We start from the raw sequence: 15,414 nt of genomic DNA on the forward strand, positions 1-15,414 counted from the left end.
TACAAAAATAGCCCGTATAGATGGAATGGGGTAATGAAATTGCGTTATTCGTATTAATTAAAAATTAAATCCGAAGGTTCCCGTGATTCCAAACGGGCGTGCATCTGGATTATCCAGATAATTCCCCCTAAAGTTAAAATCGATGCGCAGAATCTTGAAGATGTTGCCCACCCCAAACGAGTATTCCCAATAAATCTGGTCCTCTGGAGCCATCAATGGGATATTGGCAGGGGCACTCAGTGCAATGTTTTCATCCGAAATTTGGCCCCAAGCGCCTCTCAACCCAACAATTTCACGCAGGTTGAACTTGCGCAAAAATGGAATTCTGGAGAACAGCCTCCCATTAAAGTTATGCTCCAAATGCACGGTAGCATAGGTATCGGTCACAAATTCGTAGAAATCCAGATTAGGGAAAACATTGTATAACGAGAACAGGGTTTGGTTACCTGGAATTACGCTCAAAAGCGATAAAGGGACTTCTCCAAAGGTTTTCCCAAGCTCCACGCTGGTTGTTAACCTACCAAAACCACCTACCTGCCAAGGCTGCCTGTATGAAAATTGAAGTCGCTCATAGTCAAAATCACTCTCCAAGAAGCCACTTATCCCTTTGGTGTAATTCAACACCACGGTGCTATGGTCATCGTTGATATTGGCCGGCTCCACGCCATACCCAATGGTTCTTTTGCCCGGTGTATATATCAAGGTGGTACTAACATCAAACTGTTTTACTTCGGATGAAATGCCTGTTGGTGAATCCGCATCCACATAATCTAGGTTAAAGGCTTCCGGCAAGGCCGAACTCAAGGTCCGCAAGGAACTCCCCAGACGAATCCGGAAATTCTTGACGGGTTCCATCTCCAGCCCCAATGTGGAAAGGTTAATATTGGTGAGCCGATCATTGGAACCCACTGTGACCAATGAGGATGAAGCAATACTCCTTCCCAGCACATCGTTGGTACTGGTGAGGCTAAGCCCCAACTGTTCTATGTCCCTTCTGTTTCCACCGGAAAGAATCAATCTGGTCTTTCGGTCCAGTAAGAACTTACCCGAAAGCCCATGTTTAAACTTTTGGTCTCCAAACCCGTAGGCCATATAGCCCTCCAACCGCCAGGTATCATTTTGGCCAAAATAGGTACGGGCCCCTGCCCTAAGGCGCATTCCTTCGGCATCATTATAACCAAAGGTGCTGTAAACATCGCCAATATCTATGTTCCACTTATCAATTTCTATATACCCAGAGCCCAAGATGCTCACAATATCATAATAGGTCCGGAACTTGGGAACGGTCTTCAGAGTGTCCAAAAGTTGAAAGATTCCCGATTCGTCATCACTGAGGTTCTCCAAACGGGCATTTTTCCAAAAAGTGGTATCCTGCGAAAAGACCCGTGGGTCATAGGGGTCGGATTCCGCTTTGTAGAACGACTCGGGCCGACTTAGATCAAACTCATAATGATCAAAGACCGTGGTGCGTTTTCCGTACACTCCTCTCGATTTTTCTTTCTTTGAGAAGGCAAAGTCGCTGAGCATATAGTCCCGTTTCAGCAAAAAGACCGAATCGTTTACCACATCAAAATCCTGTTCAATATAAATTTCCTTCACCCAGTTGATGTTGGCACTCTTGGTGACCTGCATGTTGATTTTCTTGATGGCAAAGGTGGTATCGTTCACCCAAAAGTCACCTTTAAAAGTGAGTTCGTTCTTTCGTCTGGGGTAATAGATGATGTTATAACACCATTTGTTGTCGATATAGGTACTGTCCGATAGTACATAATTATAAGTGTCCACCCCTGTTTTGGACAACGGACTGGTAAAGCTTTTATCGAAAAACCGCAGGTAATTATCGTAGATGTCGTAATCAGAGTACAGGTCTTCCACAAAGGCCGTTATGGCTTGGTTTCCTTCAAATCCAGAGCTTTTGTTCCCCAAGACATCCTCCTTTTCACGATCTAAAATATTGTCGCCATACACCTTGGAAAAGGTTTCGTTCAAAAAGAAGGGCAAATAGGTCTTCCCTGTAATCCGGGAGGTATCCAAATCCTCGAACATAAACTCCAACCCCCTGAACAGCTTACTTTGGATCAATGCGCTGTCTATGGTATTGAGGTCGAACTCAACTTTTTCGTATTTATCGTACTTGTATTGTTTGAACTTACGAACCCCATTTTCACGTTTCTTGGCCCAGATTTTTCTAAGGATATCAATGGCCGGGTTATCTTTTTTGGACTGCTTACCAGTATACACGATAACCTCTTTCAGCTGCTCCATGGATTCGTTCAACACGATCTCCAATCCGTAGTTCACCTTTTGGGGCAAATCAATGTCCTTACTCTCATACCCAATAAAAGTAACCGTGATGGTTTCATAGGTATCATCCGATTCCAAGTAGAATCTACCATTGTCATTGGTAATGGTCCCTTCGGATGAGTTTTTAAAGATGATATTGGCAAAGGCAATGGGTTCGCCGGATTCATCCAATACAATACCGCCCACCTTGGTCTGTGAGAAAATGGTCAAAGAGGAAAGGAAAAAGAAAACGGCTAGGAATCTCTTCATGTTTTGATATATGGGACATTGGAAAAACCGTTGGGCTTTCCAGCTGCACTTTAGGTCAAATTTTGGTTTAAAAGTAACTTCTTATCAAAAACTGTTCCGTTAAAAAAGCCCCATCAACATGGTTGATGAGGCTAATATACCTTACAAATATACGCAAGCTATTTATATAACACTTTCTTAACAGCCTTTATGACATCCTCATGATTGGGCAACCACTCGGCCAAAAGCACGGGTGAGTAGGGTGCCGGAGTGTCGGCTGTGTTTATTTTCACAATAGGGGCATCCAAATAATCGAACGCCTTGTCCTGTACATGGTAAATGATCTCAGTGGCCACATTTCCAAAAGGCCAGGCTTCTTCCAAGATGACCATTCTATTGGTTTTCTTCACGGAATTAAGGATGGCTTCGTAGTCCATGGGACGCACGGTGCGCAAATCGATGATTTCGCAACTAATCCCTTCTTTTTCCAATTCTTCGGCTGCTTTGTAAGCTTCCTTGATGATTTTACCAAAAGAAACTATGGTCACATCGGTACCTTCCCTTTTGATATCGGCAACACCCAGAGGAATAGTATATTCACCTTCGGGCACTTCACCTTTGTCACCGTACATCTGTTCCGACTCCATAAAAATTACAGGGTCATCATCACGGATGGCCGCTTTCAACAATCCTTTGGCATCAGCTGGATTTGAAGGCACAACCACCTTCAATCCCGGACAGTTGGCAAACCAACTCTCAAAAGCTTGGGAGTGCGTGGCCGCCAATTGGCCTGCAGAAGCGGTTGGACCCCTAAAAACGATGGGACAGTTGAACTGTCCACCGGACATCTGTCGAATTTTAGCGGCATTGTTTATGATTTGGTCAATTCCCACCAAGGAGAAATTGAAAGTCATGAACTCTATAATGGGACGGTTGCCATTCATGGCAGAACCTACACCGATACCGGCAAACCCCAACTCAGAAATGGGAGTGTCCAATACGCGTTCCGGTCCAAATTCATCCAACATTCCTTTGGAAGCCTTGTAGGCCCCATTGTATTCAGCTACTTCCTCCCCCATCAAATAAATGGTGTCGTCCCTTCGCATTTCCTCGGACATGGCTTCCGCAATTGCTTCCCTAAACTGTAGTGTTTTCATTAACTGATGCTAAAAAGTTTTGTTAGTGTGCTTAAAAACGCAAGCAAAAATAGCAAAAACTAAAAGAACAATGCTTGGGGATAAATCAAAAAAAGAGCAAAATTTATTATGCATGCATAATAAATTTCAGAATTTAATGGCTATCTTTGAAACCATAAACCTTAAAGTACCTATGAAGATTCTAGTTTGCATTAGCAATGTACCAGATACCACCTCTAAAATAAATTTTACGGACGGTGATACCAAGTTTGATACAAACGGGGTGCAATTTGTGATTAATCCCAATGATGAATTTGGATTGACGCGCGCCATGTGGTTCAAGGAAAAGCAAGGAGCCACCGTACACGTGGCCACAGTGGGCGGTGCACAGACCGAACCCACCATCCGAAAAGCTTTGGCCATTGGAGCGGATGAAGCCATACGGGTGAATGCCGAACCTACCGATGGTTTTTTTGTGGCCAAACAATTGGCGGAAGTCGTTAAAAATGGTGAATACGATCTTGTGATTGCCGGTAGGGAATCCATTGATTACAACGGAGGAATGGTCCCGGGAATCCTGGCCACCCTTTTGGACATGAACTTTGTGAACACCTGCATTGGCTTAGAGGTCGATGGCAATACAGCTACGGCCCTTCGGGAAATTGATGGCGGAAAAGAAAAATTAAGTACCTCCCTACCCTTGGTCATTGGAGGCCAAAAAGGATTGGTACAGGAAAGCGACCTTCGCATTCCCAATATGCGGGGAATCATGATGGCCCGCCAAAAGGCGCTGAATGTCGTGGACCCCGTGGAAGCTTCGCAACCCACACAAGACCAAAAATTTGAGAAACCAGCTCCAAAAGGACCAGTAAAATTGGTAGACGCAGACAACGTTGGTGAGTTGGTGAACCTATTGCACAACGAAGCTAAAGTGATTTAGGCACAGCTAAATCATTCCGAACTCGTTTCGGAATCCATTTGAAAAAGTCATAAGGTTCCTGAAACAAGTTCAGGAAAAATTTTTAATAAAACTTTTATGTCAGTATTAGTATATACCGAATCCGAAAAAGGAAAATTCAAAAAGAGTGCCTTTGAAGTGGCTTCCTATGCCTACAAAGTAGCACAAGACCTGGGAACAAGTGTCACCGCGGTTGCCTTTAATGCCAACGATGAGGCTTCATTGGGCAATTATGGTGTTTCCAAGGTTTTAAAAATATCCAATGACCAATTGGGCACTTTCAATGCCAAGGCCTACGCGGATGCCCTGACCCAGGCTGCCGAAGCCGAAGGCGCCAAAGTCATTATCTTAAGTTCCAGTGCCGACACCAAGTTTTTGGCACCCATCCTAACCGCAAAACTCAGCGCGGGTTACGTCCCCAATGTCGTAGCCGCTCCGGATAGCACTTCACCTTTTGTAGTGAAGCGCACTGCATTCAGCAACAAGGGGTTTGCGCACACCGAAATTAGTTCGGACATAAAAATCATAGGAGTGTCCAACAATGCCTATGGCGTAATGGAAAACAACGTTTCAGCTGCTGTTGAAGATTTTAACCCCTCCTTGGGCGATGCAGATTTCACCACCAAATCCATTGAAGTGGACAAGGTCGCCGGGAAAGTTTCCATTGCCGATGCCGATATTGTGGTGTCAGGAGGTCGTGGACTTAAAGGCCCAGAAAATTGGGGCATGATAGAAGAGTTGGCCGATGTACTGGGAGCGGCAACTGCCTGTTCCAAACCCGTATCGGATTTGGGCTGGCGTCCTCATGGCGAACACGTAGGCCAGACCGGAAAACCGGTGGCCAGCAATCTGTACATCGCCATAGGAATTTCAGGCGCCATTCAACATTTGGCTGGAGTAAGCTCCTCCAAAACCAAGGTGGTCATCAACAATGACCCTGAGGCCCCGTTCTTCAAAGCCGCTGATTATGGTATAGTTGGCGACGCCTTTGAGGTGGTGCCCAAGCTCATCGAAAAATTAAAGGAATTTAAAGCCCAAAACGCTTAAATTTTGTTAATTTGCCCTTAACAAGGGGCTGTTCAGATAACTGGCAACGCCACTTATTTGAACGGCCCTTTTGGGTTTTTAGGAGGAGATTATGAGCTTAGTTCGATTAAAAATAAAGGGAATATCATATAGTCAAACACAAAACGGTGCGTATGCCCTTATTTTAAATGAAGTGGAGGGAGACCGAAAACTTCCCATTGTCATTGGTGCCTTTGAAGCCCAGTCCATTGCCATTGCGCTGGAAAAAGAAATCAAACCACCAAGACCCTTGACCCATGACCTTTTCAAGAATTTCGCGGATAGGTTTCAGATTGTGGTAAAGCAGGTAATCATCCACAAATTGGTTGATGGTGTTTTTTATTCCAGTATCATCTGTGAGCAAGATAAGGTGGAGGAAATCATTGATGCCCGGACCAGCGATGCCATTGCTCTGGCACTCCGGTTTGATGCTCCCATCTTCACCTATAAGACCATCTTGGACAAAGCGGGGATTTTTCTTAAATTTTCCCCCAAGGAAAATGAAGAGAACGAGGAAGACGATAGCATTGTAGTGGATGAAATCCTTCAAGAAGGCGAAACCGTAGAAATAGAATCAGGGGCAGACACCCATGGGTATAGGGAAATGTCGCTGGATGAGCTCCATAAAGAATTGGACAAGGCAGTGGCCAACGAAGATTATGAAAAGGCCGCCAAGCTGCGGGACGAAATTTCCAAGCGTAAATAAAACAACTACATGGGGAAAAAGACCTTAAGTTTCCTGACACTATTGCTCCTGTGCACTATTGCCTTAGGACAAAATACCCCACCTACCGACTCCCTCAATATTGCCCTAGGCACCACCCTCATCAATGATATTCCATCCCAGAACGTAACGGAAATTATCCCAAACCAAGGTTTTTCCTTCCATACGTTATGGCGCGGGGCTTTGGGAATGGCCGTATTGATTTTCATCTCATTTTTGTTCAGCTCCAACCGAAAGGCTATCAACTGGAAAACGGTAGGCATTGGCCTTGCGTTGCAATTGCTGATTGCCGTTGGAGTGCTCAAGGTATCTTTTGTACAATACGCTTTTGAAAAAGTTGGAGAAGTTTTTGTCAGTATTCTGGACTTTACCCGTGCAGGAAGCCAGTTCCTTTTTGAGGGCTTGGTCGTGGACATGGACACATTCGGCTATATTTTTGCCTTTCAGGTATTGCCTACCATTATATTTTTCTCTGCATTGACCTCAGTATTGTTCTACTTGGGAGTCATTCAAAAAGTGGTCAAGGCCATGGCTTGGTTATTGTCCAAATCATTGGGCATATCAGGAGCGGAAAGCCTATCCGTGGCCGGAAATATCTTTTTGGGACAGACCGAAGCCCCTTTGCTCATCAAGGCCTATCTGGAAAAAATGAACAAGTCCGAAATCCTCTTGGTGATGATTGGCGGGATGGCCACCGTAGCCGGCGCTGTTCTTGCAGCCTATATTGGTTTTTTGGGTGGGGACGACCCTGCGCTACGCTTGGTTTTTGCCAAACACCTGTTGGCCGCCTCCGTAATGGCGGCACCTGGGGCCATTGTCATTTCAAAAATATTATACCCTCAGACCGAAACCGTAAATACTGATGTCCAAGTCTCTTCGGAAAAAATAGGCGCCAACATCTTGGACGCCATTGCCAACGGAACCACGGAAGGATTAAAACTGGCCTTAAATGTAGGCGCCATGCTTTTGGTCTTTGTGGCCTTTATTGCCATGATCAATGGTATTTTGGGCTGGGTCGGCGATTGGAGCACTCTCAACAATTGGATTGCAGCCAACTCTCCCTACAACAGTTTTTCATTGGAAGCTATCTTAGGCACTGTATTCGCTCCCCTCATGTGGCTTATAGGCGTGGCCAACGAAGATGTTATGCTTATGGGTCAGTTGCTTGGCATTAAATTGGCAGCCAGCGAATTTGTGGGTTATATCCAATTGGCGGAACTCAAGAACATGACCAGCGACCTGCACTTTGCTTATAACAAATCTGTGATCATGGCCACGTATATGCTCTGTGGCTTTGCCAACTTTGCCTCCATTGGTATTCAGATAGGTGGCATTGGCTCCTTGGCCCCCGGACAACGCAAAACGCTCTCCGAATTTGGCATGAAGGCCGTTTTGGGCGGTTCCTTGGCCTCACTTCTCTCGGCCACCATTGCCGGAATGATTTTGGGATAGAATAGGCAAAAGAGCAATGGGTGAAGGATAAAAGTTCACTCTTTAAAATATAAAATCAACCTCGTAATGTAAAAGCAATACTGCTATGCGGAATTTTCGAGAGTTGGAAATTTGGAAAGAGGCCAGATTTCTTGTAAAAGATATCTACACCATCTCAAAATCATTGCCAAAATCTGAACGATTTGGACTAGTATCCCAAATAAACCGATGTGCCATTTCAATTCCTGCAAACATAGCGGAAGGATGTGGCAAATATTCAAACAAAGATTTTTCCCGCTTTCTTCAAATAAGCCTAGGCTCTGCATATGAACTTGAAACCCATATCATACTTTGCCTTGATTTGAATTTTGTTCCAAAGGAAGCGACTATACCCATTATTGACAAAATACATCGCCTTCAAAAGCGAATTTCATCGTTAATAAAATATAATAAATCATAAGGCTCAACTCTTTATCCTTTACCTATTTGCTTTTATCTTTAACCCCATTATGAAACAATACCACGACCTTCTTAAACACGTTTTGGAACACGGCAATGCCAAGGGCGATCGCACGGGAACAGGAACCTTGAGCGTTTTTGGCTATCAAATGCGTTTTGACCTCTCCGAAGGATTTCCCATGGTCACCACTAAAAAGCTGCATCTAAAATCCATTGTCCATGAATTGCTTTGGTTTTTGAAAGGTGATACCAACATTCAATATCTACAGGAAAACGGGGTACGGATTTGGAACGAATGGGCCGATGAAAATGGGGATTTAGGCCCGGTATACGGACACCAATGGCGCAATTGGAACAGTGAGGAAATCGACCAGATCAAAGAAGTCATCGAAACCCTGAAGAACAATCCCAATAGCCGCAGGATGTTGGTCTCCGCATGGAATCCCAGTGTACTTCCAGACACTTCGGTATCTTTTTCGGAAAATGTGGCCAATGGTAAGGCAGCACTCCCTCCCTGTCACGCCTTTTTCCAGTTTTATGTAGCCGATGGAAAACTTTCCTGCCAGCTGTATCAACGTAGCGCGGACATCTTTTTGGGTGTCCCCTTCAATATAGCTTCCTATGCATTGTTTACCATGATGATGGCCCAAGTTTGTGGCTACCAGCCCGGGGAATTCATCCACACCTTTGGTGATGCACATATCTACGACAACCACAGGGAACAGGTTGAACTCCAACTGAGTCGCGACCCACGACCTTTGCCCACCATGCGATTGAACCCAGAGGTAAAGGATATTTTTGATTTCACTTTTGACGATTTTGAATTGCTCCACTACGACCCGCATCCACATATTAAAGGAGTGGTGGCCGTGTAACGAATTTTCACCATAGTCGTCTTTGTATTTGTTGGATTGTAATTAAAACTATTTACCCATCAAACAAATGAAATCAAAGTACTTGACCCTTCTTTTCTTGCTGGTTCCATACCTCTTTTTTGGACAATTACGTCCAAAGTTTTCAAAAAAAGAAGTGTTGGAAGACCTAAAGACACTACAAGAATCCTTGGAAGAAGCTCATTATAACTTATATGCCTATATCACGGAACAAGAGTTCAATGCAAGGTATCTCCAAATAAAGGAAGGGGTCCAAAAGGATTCATTGGACTTATTGGAAACTACCACCATCTTACAACAATTAATCTCTGTCGTAAACAATGGACATACCGAAATTGGTTTCCCCGGTCAATCCTATGGTGCCTATGCCTATGCGGGCGGCACCCTTTTTCCTTTGGAAATTGCCTTTGAATACAATATTCCCCTCATCAGAAAAAATTGGTCGGATAACGACAGCATAAAAGTTGGGGACAAGATTTTACGTATCAATGGAATGTCGATGGCAGAGATTCTCTCCAAGATATACCCCCAAATTTCGGCGGAGCGACCCTATTTCAAGAATGCCAAAATAGAACTGTATTCCTTTCCAAGGCTCTATTGGCAAGTCTTTGGACGGCATGATCAGTTTGAGGTTGAAATTCAATCAAAAGGCAAAAACACAACGTATTCCCTAAAGGCCGTGGACCTCATAAATGGGTACGAAATGAAACGCAATGAGGTACTGAACGCCACCATGACATTATGGTTCAAAGGACAGACCGCTTATCTGAATCCGGGAAATTTTTCTGGGGACGAACCCAAGTTCAAACAATTCATTGATTCTTCCTTTGCTGAAATACATTCAAAAAAGAGTGAAAACCTCATCATAGACTTACGGAACAATGGCGGTGGCGACAATGCTTTCAGCGATTATTTAGTGTCCTATATTGCCGACAGACCCTTTCAATGGCATTCGAGTTTCACCCTAAAAACAAGTGCTTTTTTAAAAGAACAGGTTCGACAAAACAACGATACCACTGCGGTTTATTGGAAACAAATACTGGACCATAAGGATGGTGAGGTTTATGACTATCATTTTGACGATTACCCTCAGCAACCTATCGCCAAACGTTATAAAGGCAAGGTCTATGTCTTGATCAACCGGCAATCGCACTCCCAATCGGCGGTTACTGCGGCACAAATACAAGACTACGGATTTGGCACCCTAGTTGGGGAAGAAACAGGCGATTATCCCTCCCTATATGCCTCCCAGTTCCAATACCAGCTCCCCCACACCGGGATTTCCGTCAGTGTATCCAAAGGAAAAATTGTCCGTGTGAACGGCAGCACCCAAGAGGAGGGTGTAATACCGGACATCTTTATTAAAGATCATTTGCTGGATGAGGATGATGAAATTCTGGATGGTTTGTTCAAACATCTCAGAACGGAATAATCCAACCGAAAAACGGCTTCCCCATTTAAAATTTAGTGGTAACTTACCGTTGGTCCCATCACCTCCTATTTAAAAAGGAAAAATCAATAAAATTTGCGAATGGATACTTGGCATATTGCACTGAACACATTGTCAATTTTGTGCGCCTTGGTGAGTTTCTTGCCCTTTTTGGATTTCAAGCATTGGTTCTTCCGCATTTTTGATTTTGTACGACTGCAACTCTTGGCATTACTGGTGGTGCTGTTCATAACCGGTTTGTTCTTCAGTAGTGGCTCCCTATTTCTGGGTACACTCACCCAAGTCTTGCTTTTAATGGCAATCGCATACCAACTTTTTATCATCTGGCCCTATCTGCCATTTCGAAAGCAGTCCAAAGGCGTTCCAGAAAAAGCCATTACCCTGATCAGTGTCAATGTGCTTCAAAAAAATGCCGATCATCAAAAACTGATTGGTTTGGTCAAACAAATTCAGCCGGACATCTTGCTTACCATGGAAAGCAACTTGGAATGGGAAAAAGCACTTTCAGAAATTGAAGATGACTTCACCTTTTCACACAAAATGCCCAAAGAGAATCGGTATGGCATGCATTTGTACTCCAGACTCAAGGTGAAATCCTGTCAAGGCCATTACCTGATTTCCGATGAGCACCCTTCCATTGAAGCCTCTTTGGTGGACAAAAACGGTACCGATTTCACCTTTTGGGGCATCCATCCGCCACCTCCGAGCCCTACCGAAAAGCCTACCTCCAAGCAGAAAGATGCCGAACTCATGATGGTGGCCCGGAAAGTCCATGATAAAAAGATGCCTACCTTGGTTTCGGGCGATTTCAACAATGTGTGCTGGTCCAAAAGCTCTAAACTCTTCTCAAAGGTCTCCAAGTTAAAGGATGCCCGTTTGGGAAAGGGATTCTACAGCACCTTCCCGGTAAAACCCAAACTGTTCCGTTTCCCCATAGACCTATTGTTCCACTCCAGAGACATGAAAGTTCACCAAATAAAGACCTTGCCCGCCATTGGCTCCGACCATTTGCCACTATTTGCTACATTTACCATTACCGATACAGGGCATAAAACCGTAAAAACTATGGAACCCGAAGTAAAACAGGAAGTGATTTCCATTATTGTGGAAGGCAAGGAAGCCGCTCAGGAAGAAAACTAGAAAAATGGACAAAAAACCAATAGATGTGGATGGGTATATCGCCGAGTTTCCCTTGGAAATTCAGAAAAAGCTCAACCAGATTCGCACAGTCATCCAAAAAAATGCCCCCGATGCCATTGAAGGTATTGCGTATGGCATGCCTGCCTACAAACTCCACAAAAAACCCTTGGTGTATTTCGCCGGATATGCAAAGCATATCGGCTTCTATGCCACTCCAACAGGGCATAGTGCATTCGAGTCCCAACTGTCCCAATACAAACAAGGCAAGGGCTCCGTTCAGTTTCCGTTGGACCAACCCATACCTTTGGATTTAATTGCCGAAATTGTACGGTTCAGGGTATCTGAAAACACACTATAAAACAAGCTCACACGCTTAATCCAATTTGGAGCAATACGATACATTTAAATATAAAATCAACCACAGAAAATCATACCAATGCCATTTTATAAAAGAAGTTCATTGTTAAGTTTAATCCTTTGTACGGGTCTACATCTGTTGTCCTATTCACAGGAGCAGGACTATAATGTACTTTTCATCATTTCCGACGATCTTACCGCAACAGCCGTATCATCCTATGGAAACAAGGCCGTACATACGCCCAATATCGACAAACTGGCATCGGAAGGAACCCGATTTACCAAAGCTTATTGCCAATATCCAGTGTGTGGCCCCTCACGGGCCTCTTTCATGAGTGGATACTATCCCAATGCCACCACCACCTACGGATATGTGAGCGGTCGTGAAAACATTGGTGAGGAACGAAAAACATGGTCGCAGTCTTTCAAGGACAATGGGTATTACACGGCCCGGGTGAGCAAGATTTTCCATATGGGTGTTCCCATCGATATTGAACAGGGCAGCGATGGCAAGGACGACCCCGCTTCGTGGAATGAAAAATACAACAGTCAGGCCCCGGAATGGCAAACCAAGGGAGAGGCCGAACTCGTACAGGGCAACCCTGATGGGACCATAGAACGAAAAGGAGGCAATGTCATGACCATTGTCAAGGCGGATGGGGACGATTTGGTCCATGCCGATGGAAAAACAGCCCAAAAGGCCAGTGAGCTGATTCGCCAACACAAGAATGAAAAATTCTTCCTCGCCGTGGGAATGGTGCGCCCCCATGTTCCCTTTGTGGCCCCAAAATCCCATTTTGACCCCTACCCCTATGCCGATATCGTTTTGCCCAAAAAAGTGGAAAATGACTGGGACGACATCCCCAAAAGGGGCATCAATTACGTGACCAGTGTAAATGGACAAATGAGTCTTGAACAACAACAAAAGGCTGTTGCCGCTTATTATGCTTCCGTATCTTTTATGGATGAGCAGGTAGGGAAAGTGCTGAAAACCTTGGAAGAGGAAGGGTTGGAAGATAATACCATCGTTATATTCGCTTCTGACCATGGATTCCATTTGGGGGAACACGATTTTTGGATGAAGGTGAGCCTGCACGAAGAATCAGCCAGAATACCGTTGATCATAAAAGTGCCCGGTCAAAAACCTGCGGTTTGCAATTCGTTTGTTGAACTCATTGACCTATACCCCACCATTGCCTCATTGGCCGGAGTGGAGTATTCCGAGCATCTACAGGGGAAAAATCTGGAAAAACTATTGGAGGACCCCACTGAAAAAGTCAGGGATATGGCCTTCAGTGTTTCGCAAGGCGGAAAAACCTTTTTGTTGCGGACCGACAAATGGGCCTATATCCAATACGATGAAGATGCCGCATCGGGCATGGAACTTTTCGACATGGAAAACGACCCAAAGCAATACACCAACCTCGCCTACGATTCCAAATACGCCGATGTGGTGGCCGATTTTCAGCAAAAACTAAAGGACAAACTGAAGGAGGTCCGTACCAACGACTTGGGAATTGACTACTCCAAATAATCTGCAAATTTTGTGGTATCTTAAACCGACCGAGCAGCAATCCTTAAAATCGTAGAAAATGAAACATATCATCACCGTATTGGCCCTGACAGGAGCCTTGATGTCCTGCAATACCTCAAACAAGAACAAGGACACCGCAGAGGAGTCCCCCGCAAAAGAAATGGCAACGGACAGCACCGCCACCCATTTCGTTGCCATTGATACCGAAGAAGCCCTGATCGCCACCTCTTTGATGGCCGCCCCGGAGGCAAGTCGCGCTGGATGCAAGGTCATCGGCTACAACAACGAAGGGGAACTGGTGACGTATAAGGAAGGGAACAACGAATTCATCGTCCTGGCGGACGATCCAAAAAAATCAGGCTTCAATGCCGCCTGTTACCACAAGAGTCTGGAACCTTTTATGGCCAGGGGCCGGGAACTTAGGGCCGAAGGAAAGACCGGTACCGAAATTTTCGATATTCGGGAAGAAGAGGCCAAATCCGGAAAACTGGATATGGGCATAGCTGGGGCCACCCTGCACATTTATTACGGCCCCAATGAGCGCTACGACCCCGAAACGCATAAAGTGGAGGGTGCAAAATACCGCTACGTGGTGTATCTACCCTTTGCCACGGCCGAATCCACAGGACTTCCCGAAAATCCCGTGGGATCCAACCACCCTTGGATCATGAACCCGGGAACGCACAGGGCCCACATTATGATCTCGCCCTTGGCAGACGACAAGCAATAGGATGATGCACCCGAACACCAAAAATGGATAGCGAACAAAGCGCAATTCGGACCACGTATTTCAGTATTATTGGAAATGCCAGTTTGGCCTTGATCAAAGGCCTTGCCGGGTTCTTTGGGAATTCGTACGCCCTTATTGCCGATGCCATTGAGTCCACCACCGATATTTTTTCCTCGCTATTGGTCCTGTTCGGTTTAAAATATGCCAAGAGGCCCGCCGATGAGAACCATCCGTACGGCCATGGAAAAATTGAACCCCTGATTACTTTTTTGGTAGTGGCCTTCTTGGTCACTTCGGCCACGGTAATCGCGTATGAAAGCATCCAAAACATTAGAACGCCCCACAAAGTGCCCAAACCATGGACCCTGATCGTGTTGGGCTGCATTATCCTTTGGAAGGAAATCTCGTTCAGGATCGTCATCAAAAAAAGTAAGGAGACCCACAGTTCCTCGCTCAGGGCAGATGCCTGGCACCACCGCAGCGACGCCATTACCTCTATCATGGCATTTATTGGAATCACCATAGCCTTGGTGTTCGGAAAAGGATATGAAACGGCGGACGATTGGGCCGCTTTGTTGGCCTCCACCTTTATCCTCTACAACAGCTATTTGATCTTTAGACCAGCACTGGGGGAAATCATGGACGAACATTTGTACGATGACCTGTTGGAGGAGATCCGGGAAGAATCCATTAAGGTGAAGGGAGTGGTAGGGACGGAAAAATGTTTTATCCGAAAAGCGGGCATGAAGTACCATGTGGACCTACACGCCATAGTGGATGGGGACATTTCGGTGAAGGAAGGGCACGACATATCTCACCATCTTAAAGATCATTTACGTAGCGAAATCCCCAATTTGGGCCACGTTTTGATCCATATAGAACCGGATACCCCGCACCATACGGAACCGAAACCATGACCGATAAAGCTACCCGTTGGGGTTCCTTGGGAAGAAGTGAAAGTTGACAAAATTGCTAAGAAATAAACCTATAAAATAGAAACAAAAG

At 45.1% G+C, this 15,414-nt stretch carries 14 protein-coding genes; 12 read left to right on the plus strand and 2 right to left on the minus strand.

What is annotated here, in order from left to right; genetic code table 11:
• Positions 1-57: 57 nt before the first annotated feature.
• Both DN53_RS13010 and DN53_RS13015 read right to left on the minus strand, forming a co-directional pair.
• Positions 58-2,553: a DUF5686 and carboxypeptidase-like regulatory domain-containing protein gene (locus tag DN53_RS13010; protein WP_129654776.1), complete on the minus strand. Its 2,496-nt coding sequence runs from the start codon at positions 2,551-2,553 to the stop codon at positions 58-60.
• A gap of 158 nt (positions 2,554-2,711) precedes the next feature.
• Positions 2,712-3,689 carry a pyruvate dehydrogenase complex E1 component subunit beta gene (locus DN53_RS13015; protein WP_129654778.1) on the minus strand — a complete coding sequence of 326 codons (978 nt, stop codon included), beginning with the start codon at positions 3,687-3,689 and terminating at the stop codon, positions 2,712-2,714.
• A 172-nt stretch (positions 3,690-3,861) separates the two neighbouring features.
• Here DN53_RS13015 and DN53_RS13020 point away from each other — a divergent pair, with 172 nt between their 5' ends.
• The 12 genes from DN53_RS13020 to DN53_RS13075 all read left to right on the plus strand — a co-directional run bounded on the left by DN53_RS13020 (position 3,862) and on the right by DN53_RS13075 (position 15,326).
• Positions 3,862-4,608, plus strand: coding sequence for an electron transfer flavoprotein subunit beta/FixA family protein (locus DN53_RS13020; protein ID WP_129654780.1), 747 nt, complete (start codon positions 3,862-3,864; stop codon positions 4,606-4,608).
• Between the two features lie 96 nt (positions 4,609-4,704).
• On the plus strand, positions 4,705-5,673 hold the full coding sequence (locus DN53_RS13025) for an electron transfer flavoprotein subunit alpha/FixB family protein (protein WP_129654782.1): 969 nt from the start codon (positions 4,705-4,707) through the stop codon (positions 5,671-5,673).
• A 91-nt stretch (positions 5,674-5,764) separates the two neighbouring features.
• On the plus strand, positions 5,765-6,397 hold the full coding sequence (locus DN53_RS13030) for a bifunctional nuclease family protein (protein ID WP_116217306.1): 633 nt from the start codon (positions 5,765-5,767) through the stop codon (positions 6,395-6,397).
• Between the two features lie 9 nt (positions 6,398-6,406).
• Positions 6,407-7,867, plus strand: coding sequence for a NupC/NupG family nucleoside CNT transporter (locus DN53_RS13035; RefSeq protein ID WP_129654784.1), 1,461 nt, complete (start codon positions 6,407-6,409; stop codon positions 7,865-7,867).
• An 85-nt stretch (positions 7,868-7,952) separates the two neighbouring features.
• Positions 7,953-8,306: a four helix bundle protein gene (locus DN53_RS13040; RefSeq protein ID WP_129654785.1), complete on the plus strand. Its 354-nt coding sequence runs from the start codon at positions 7,953-7,955 to the stop codon at positions 8,304-8,306.
• Positions 8,307-8,355: 49 nt separating this feature from the next.
• Positions 8,356-9,180 (plus strand): thymidylate synthase, encoded by an 825-nt coding sequence (locus DN53_RS13045; RefSeq protein ID WP_129654787.1) that lies wholly within the window; start codon positions 8,356-8,358, stop codon positions 9,178-9,180.
• A 67-nt stretch (positions 9,181-9,247) separates the two neighbouring features.
• Complete coding sequence (locus tag DN53_RS13050) at positions 9,248-10,630, plus strand: S41 family peptidase (protein WP_129654789.1); 1,383 nt, start codon at positions 9,248-9,250, stop codon at positions 10,628-10,630.
• Between the two features lie 99 nt (positions 10,631-10,729).
• Entirely contained in the window at positions 10,730-11,788 is a 1,059-nt protein-coding gene (locus DN53_RS13055; RefSeq protein WP_129654791.1) for an endonuclease/exonuclease/phosphatase family protein, read from the plus strand.
• A 4-nt stretch (positions 11,789-11,792) separates the two neighbouring features.
• On the plus strand, positions 11,793-12,146 hold the full coding sequence (locus DN53_RS13060) for an iron chaperone (protein ID WP_129654793.1): 354 nt from the start codon (positions 11,793-11,795) through the stop codon (positions 12,144-12,146).
• A 102-nt stretch (positions 12,147-12,248) separates the two neighbouring features.
• The gene (locus tag DN53_RS13065; protein ID WP_242502140.1) at positions 12,249-13,679 is read left to right on the plus strand and encodes a sulfatase; all 1,431 of its coding nucleotides are present in this window, start codon (positions 12,249-12,251) and stop codon (positions 13,677-13,679) included.
• A gap of 58 nt (positions 13,680-13,737) precedes the next feature.
• A complete protein-coding gene (locus DN53_RS13070; protein WP_129654797.1) occupies positions 13,738-14,409 on the plus strand; it encodes a hypothetical protein in 672 nt (223 codons plus the stop codon).
• A gap of 23 nt (positions 14,410-14,432) precedes the next feature.
• Positions 14,433-15,326 (plus strand): cation diffusion facilitator family transporter, encoded by an 894-nt coding sequence (locus DN53_RS13075; protein WP_129654799.1) that lies wholly within the window; start codon positions 14,433-14,435, stop codon positions 15,324-15,326.
• Positions 15,327-15,414 lie beyond the last annotated feature (88 nt).

The organism is Flagellimonas olearia (assembly GCF_004150225.1).
GTDB lineage: Bacteria > Bacteroidota > Bacteroidia > Flavobacteriales > Flavobacteriaceae > Flagellimonas > Flagellimonas olearia.